Origin of the sequence: Chitinophaga sp., assembly GCF_036569125.1 — a bacterium.
GTDB lineage: Bacteria > Bacteroidota > Bacteroidia > Chitinophagales > Chitinophagaceae > Chitinophaga.
Window position 1 is genome coordinate 1 of sequence record NZ_DATCRF010000741.1, and the last position, 5,014, is coordinate 5,014.

Consider the following 5,014-nt stretch of genomic DNA (forward strand, 5'->3'; position numbering starts at 1 on the left):
TGAACGCTGAGTGCTGAACGCTGAACGCTGAACGCTGAACGCGTACTTCGCAAGATCACTACTCATCTATTTGCTCAGCTGCTGCCGGAGGTGCAAACGAAAGGACCTTGCCCGGTGTCACACGCTTGATAAAGCCTAATAAACTTAACAGCGCTGATACGATTATCCAACGTCAAATATTTATTCAAACAAGCGGGCGCAGTCCGTCGTTGCACCTCCGGTGGAAAGCTAAAAAAAAACTAGCTTATACGATAACCACAACTAAATACTTATTCAAACAAGCGGGCGCAGTCCATCGCTGCACCTCCGGTGGAAAGCTATTTACCACAAAAAAAACTAAGTAGCTTATACGATAACCACAACTAAATATTTATTCAAACAAGCGAGTAAAATCCGTCGTTGCACCTCCGGTTAAAGGCTGCCTCATCATATTAAAATCAGAAAGCTAAATTGATCAATTCATTTGCAAAATCGATATGGCACTGGGGTTCAGCAGAAAAAAATTTATGAAAATAAAAAGGATTGGCTTATATTTCATAAGATCGCTGTACTCATCAAGCTCCCGAATGAAAAACCCGAAATCAAATGAAATTTCCTCTTAAAAACTCCATTATCTCCGGTGCAGTAGGTATGCTTTTACTTTCTGCCTGTAGCAAAACATCACTTGTCACACCTGATGTACCCGTCACTAATGAGCTGTCTGTAAACAAAGGCGTAACGGCACAGGCTGTACAGCCCGTGGGAACCGTAGTATACACCAGCAACGGTTACACGCTTACCTTCACCAACAATGACGGTACCTTTGATACTGCGGAATATCAACGGTTGATCAACACTTTCTTCACCGTTTATCCAAAGTTGCTAAATCGTTTTTATACCGGCGCTACCAAACAGGTGAAGTTTGTTATAGACCCGAACTACACCGGCGTAGCCTACACGTCAGGCGACGTTACTACCTTCAGTGCGGCCTGGTTCCATAGCCACCCGGAAGACATTGACGTAGTTACCCATGAAGTAATGCACATCGTGCAGCATTACACCGGCGGCACACCCGGCTGGCTAACAGAAGGGATCGCCGATTATGCACGTTATAAATTTGGTGTAAATAACGGTCCTGCCGGTTGGTCATTACCGGCCTGGAATGCTTCGCAAAAATACACGGATGCCTATCGTGTAACTGCACGCTTCCTGGCCTGGCTGGAGCTGCATGTACGCAGCAGCATTGTGAATGACCTGAACACCGCATGCCGTAACAGAACTTACACCGGCAATACCTGGAACCAGCTAACGGGTAAATCCGTTGACCAGCTGTGGTCCGATTATTCACAAAATCCTGCATTATAACTGTAATTAAAATTTGAGCTGAGCACATTAGCGTTGCGATTCTATTCTCTCATCAGGGAGCGATGAGCAGACGGTCCACTTTAAGCAGCGCTATTTATTCCACGAACCGTAACCCACGGCTGTTGTAACCCGGCAGCCGCAAACACCCGTTTTTTTCATTATTTAAACTAAACCGCATGAACTTACAATCGTTCAGAACCAGCACTATGTTAAGTATTCCCGTTCTGTTATTTTCTTTACTAAGCTCCTGTGGCAAGGGAGATAATATTCCTTCACCGTCCGGTAAGGATGCTGCTGTAAAATCCTCTGCCATAGCTGCCCTGGCAGCGCCGCCGGCTACCTGGCAGGAGCATTGGTTTGAGCATGTACAGCTCTTAAACCGCAAGTTCTATGATGATGATGTAGCCGTGTATTTTGACAATGATGTAAGCAGCAGCGTTACCTGGCCCAATACTTATATGGGCGATGTATGGCGTTACACCAAAGGCTTATATGGCTCCTTTGGCTCAGACCCGCGTTTGTTTGCCATTTTCCATACCGGCAAGTACAGCGGCGGCCACCCCTCCACTTATTTTGATGCCAGCCATGATAACCGCAACGTGATAGATGTAGGCTCCAACAGCACCAGCGCCTGGTTATCCGGCACCGGCAACGACCTGGATATTACCACGCACGAAGTAGCGCACATTGTGGAAGGCGCTTCCAAAGGTTATCATAACTCCCCGGCCTTTGGCATCTGGGGCGATAGTAAATGGGCTGAGATCTTTATTTACGATGTATATAAAGGTTTGGGCAGAACAGCTGACGCTACCCGCTGGTATAACCTGGTGATCAATGGTTCGGATAACTTTCCCCGCGCCGGCACGCAATGGTTCAAGAACTGGTTCTATCCCATTTACCAGCTGGGCGGCTCTGCAGGGTTAAATAAATATTTCACCCTGCTGGCGCAGTATTTTCCAAAGAGCGGGCAGAATTATTCCCGGGCAATGAACATGGGCGAGTTTGTACATTTCTGGAGCGGCGCAGTAGGCCGCAACCTGAAAGCGCAAGCCACTACGGCTTTCGGCTGGACCTCCACCTACGAAACGCAGTTTAACCAGGCACGTGCAACCTTCCCGGGGATCACGTATTAATGTGCAGATGTGCGGATATGCAGATGTGCAAATGAATGCGCTGATGTATTAATATGCTGATTGTTAACTAATGGCGGCTGACCATCCGTAAAGGTGGCCAGCCGCTTTTTTGTGGGGATAGGCGGAAAGAGAGGTACCTACCCAAACAGGCAGGGTACAGGTAAGTCATAGGGAGTGCACAGGAGAAACAAGGCTGTGGTCACACGCCACAGGGCGCCGGATCCTGGTGCATAACCGGGTAATCAATAAATCCTTCATCGCCACCCTGGTAAAAAGTATCCGCATCGCCGGCTGTTAGCGGCGCATTCAACCGGAACCGCTCCACCAGGTCGGGGTTGGCAATAAAAGGCCGGCCAAATGCTATAAGGTCGGCCAGGCCGGATTGTAAAATAGCTTCGGCAGAAGCGGCGGTATAACCGCCGGCCAGCATCAGCAGGTTAGGAAAGCGTTTGCGCACCTCCCATAAAAATTCCTGCGGTATGGGCGGGCGTCCGTTGGAGGATTGATCAGAGAGGTGGATGTACAGCAGATCAAATTGCCGCAAGGCATCGGTAAGGTACAGGTGCGTGGCTGCTTCTTCGGCATACGGAGGCAGGTCGTTCAACCCTGCAAAAGGGGAGAGCCTGATGCCCGTACGTTCCCGGCCAATGGCTGCTGTAACGCCTTCCACGATCTCCAGTAAAAAGCGGCTGCGGTGCTCAATACTGCCGCCATAACGGTCGGTTCTGCGGTTGGTGTGCGGGTGCAGGAACTGCTCCGGTAAAAAGCCATGCGCGCCATGGATCTCTACACCATCAAAACCTAAGGCTATAGCAGTTTCAGCAGCCTGTATATGTGCATCGATCATGGCTTGTGCACCGGCAATGCTCAGCGCCTGTGGTTCCGGCATGGGCAAATGCCGGTCCCCGGAAATACGCATCATACCAGCTGCCCTTACTGCAGAAGGGGCCACCAGCGGCGCTTCCCCTTCATGGTTCAGCGGGTGGCCTATACGGCCGGTATGCACCAGCTGTACAAAGATCTTTCCATTGCGGGCATGCACCTGGTCCACTACCTGTTTCCAGCCGGCTTGCTGGGCTGTATTATAAATGCCCGGCGCATCCACATAGCCGACACCGTTAGCCGCTACTGCGCTGTTCTCCGCTATGATCAAACCTGCGCCGGCCCTTTGCGCGTAATAAGTGGCAACAGAAGGCCCCGGGATGGTATTTACTGACCGGTGCCTGCTCATAGGCGCCATTACTACCCGGTTGCGGAACGTAAGGCCAGGAGTAACTAATGGCGACAGCAATTTTTCATTCAAGCTCATGATACATTAATTTTTCTGGCATCAAAATTACCGGTAGCCGCTACAGCAGAACAGTGATAAAACAAGGTTTTTCCTGTAAATTGGCAGGTTATGGAACACAAAGTTTTACACCAGCCTTTTGAGCTGTATGTATCTGATATGGAATGCTGGAATGAGCGCCCGCTGATCTACCATTTCTTTGAGATCGTGCGCATCCTGGAAGGCAAGGGCATGCGTGAGGTGAACCGTAATAAATTCCCATACCACAAGGGAAGCATTTTCCTTTTTACACCGCTGGACTGCCGTGGGTTTGACATTGAAACGCCTACCCGTTTCTGCTCCATCCGCTTCTCGGAGGTTTTCCTGAAGCAGTGTAAAAATGAGCAGGACCGGGAACGTATTACGCAGTGGCTTAAACAGCTGGAACATATCTTCTCGCACCATAACCGTTTCCAGGAGCTGCTCGTAAAAAACCCGGGCGACTGTGATATGATCGCTACTCTCATGAGCAGCATGGTGGATGAGTATGAGCAAAAACAATCTTACCATGAAGAGAACCTGCAGCATTTTGTAACACTGATCCTGAACATCCTGGCCCGCAATGTAGCCGGTACTGCAGGCAGCACTGCTACAGGACTGGAATCAGAGCCGCTGATCAACCGCATGCTGCTGTATATTCACCAGCACATTAACCTGCCGGAAAAGCTGAAGATCGAGCACCTGGCGTCACATTTTAATCTCTCTGCAAACTATGTAGGCGAGTATTTCAGGAAGTTTGCCGGGGAAAGCCTGCAGCATTATATTACCCATTATAAAATAAAGCTGGTGCAGCAACGCCTGGCTTACAGCACGCTTACCATTAGCCAGATTGCCGGTGAGCTGGGCTTTACAGACGAAAGCCATTTGAGCCGGCAGTTCAGGAAATATAGCGGTGTAAGCCCGGTGGAGTACCGGAAAAGTCAAAAGGAAAAAATTAAAAATTAAAAAGGGTGAGCGTTTTACCTGCCTGCTAAAATGTCTTCAGATCTTTCCGGTAAAAAGTCCATTCCGGCGTTTCTATGGGATCCGCAGCCTTCAGGGAATACCAGGGAGATAAATTGCCATCTACAGGATTCTTCAGAACATGAATGCTTTGAGCGGGCATGTAGCTTTGAGAAAGCAGGAAGATGGTATCCTTCGTTACAGGGTTATAGGCCATGTCCATCACTGTAACGGCGTGGCCGTAGGGGTCACCCTTCTGCACAAATAC

At 49.3% G+C, this 5,014-nt stretch carries 5 protein-coding genes; 3 read left to right on the forward strand and 2 right to left on the reverse strand.

Translation table 11 applies throughout. The features are described from left to right. The first annotated feature begins 585 nt into the window (after positions 1-585). Complete coding sequence (locus tag VIM87_RS27460; RefSeq protein WP_332000081.1) at positions 586-1,344, forward strand: basic secretory protein-like protein; 759 nt, start codon at positions 586-588, stop codon at positions 1,342-1,344. A gap of 176 nt (positions 1,345-1,520) precedes the next feature. Next, positions 1,521-2,477: a hypothetical protein gene (locus tag VIM87_RS27465; protein ID WP_332000082.1), complete on the forward strand. Its 957-nt coding sequence runs from the start codon at positions 1,521-1,523 to the stop codon at positions 2,475-2,477. Positions 2,478-2,676: 199 nt separating this feature from the next. On the opposite strand, the gene VIM87_RS27470 is transcribed toward VIM87_RS27465, so the two are convergent. Continuing rightward, the gene (locus tag VIM87_RS27470) at positions 2,677-3,786 is read right to left on the reverse strand and encodes an alkene reductase (protein WP_332000083.1); all 1,110 of its coding nucleotides are present in this window, start codon (positions 3,784-3,786) and stop codon (positions 2,677-2,679) included. Positions 3,787-3,876: 90 nt separating this feature from the next. On the opposite strand from VIM87_RS27470, the gene VIM87_RS27475 reads away from it, so the two are divergent. Further along, the gene (locus VIM87_RS27475; protein ID WP_332000084.1) at positions 3,877-4,749 is read left to right on the forward strand and encodes an AraC family transcriptional regulator; all 873 of its coding nucleotides are present in this window, start codon (positions 3,877-3,879) and stop codon (positions 4,747-4,749) included. 25 nt (positions 4,750-4,774) lie between these two features. On the opposite strand, the gene VIM87_RS27480 is transcribed toward VIM87_RS27475, so the two are convergent. After that, positions 4,775-5,014 (reverse strand): DUF4846 domain-containing protein (locus tag VIM87_RS27480; protein ID WP_332000085.1); only part of this gene is annotated, 240 nt, incomplete at its 5' end.